Below are 552 nucleotides of genomic sequence, written 5' to 3' on the forward strand. Positions count from 1 at the left end.
ATAGGGAAGCCGTAGAGAAATCGAGTCCGAATAGGGCGATCAGTCGCTGGGTGTAGACCCGAAACCAAGTGATCTACTCATGGCCAGGATGAAGGTGCGGTAACACGCCCTGGAGGTCCGAACCCACTAATGTTGAAAAATTAGGGGATGAGCTGTGGGTAGGGGTGAAAGGCTAAACAAACTTGGAAATAGCTGGTTCTCTCCGAAAACTATTTAGGTAGTGCCTCAAGTATCACCATCGGGGGTAGAGCACTGTTATGGCTAGGGGGTCATTGCGACTTACCAAACCATTGCAAACTCCGAATACCGATGAGTGCGAGCTTGGGAGACAGACGTCGGGTGCTAACGTCCGGCGTCAAGAGGGAAACAACCCAGACCGCCAGCTAAGGTCCCAAAGATTGGCTAAGTGGAAAACGAAGTGGGAAGGCTAAAACAGTCAGGATGTTGGCTTAGAAGCAGCCATCATTTAAAGAAAGCGTAATAGCTCACTGATCGAGTCGTCCTGCGCGGAAGATGTAACGGGGCTAAGCCAGTCACCGAAGCTGCGGATAT

General features: G+C 50.9%; 1 rRNA gene. It reads left to right on the forward strand.

The annotated features are described in order from the left end of the window. Positions 1–552 (forward strand): 23S ribosomal RNA (locus tag CSQ91_RS28445); the annotation flags it as partial.

The sequence above is a fragment of the Janthinobacterium sp. BJB301 genome, assembly GCF_002735685.1.
GTDB classification, from domain to species: domain Bacteria; phylum Pseudomonadota; class Gammaproteobacteria; order Burkholderiales; family Burkholderiaceae_D; genus Janthinobacterium; species Janthinobacterium lividum.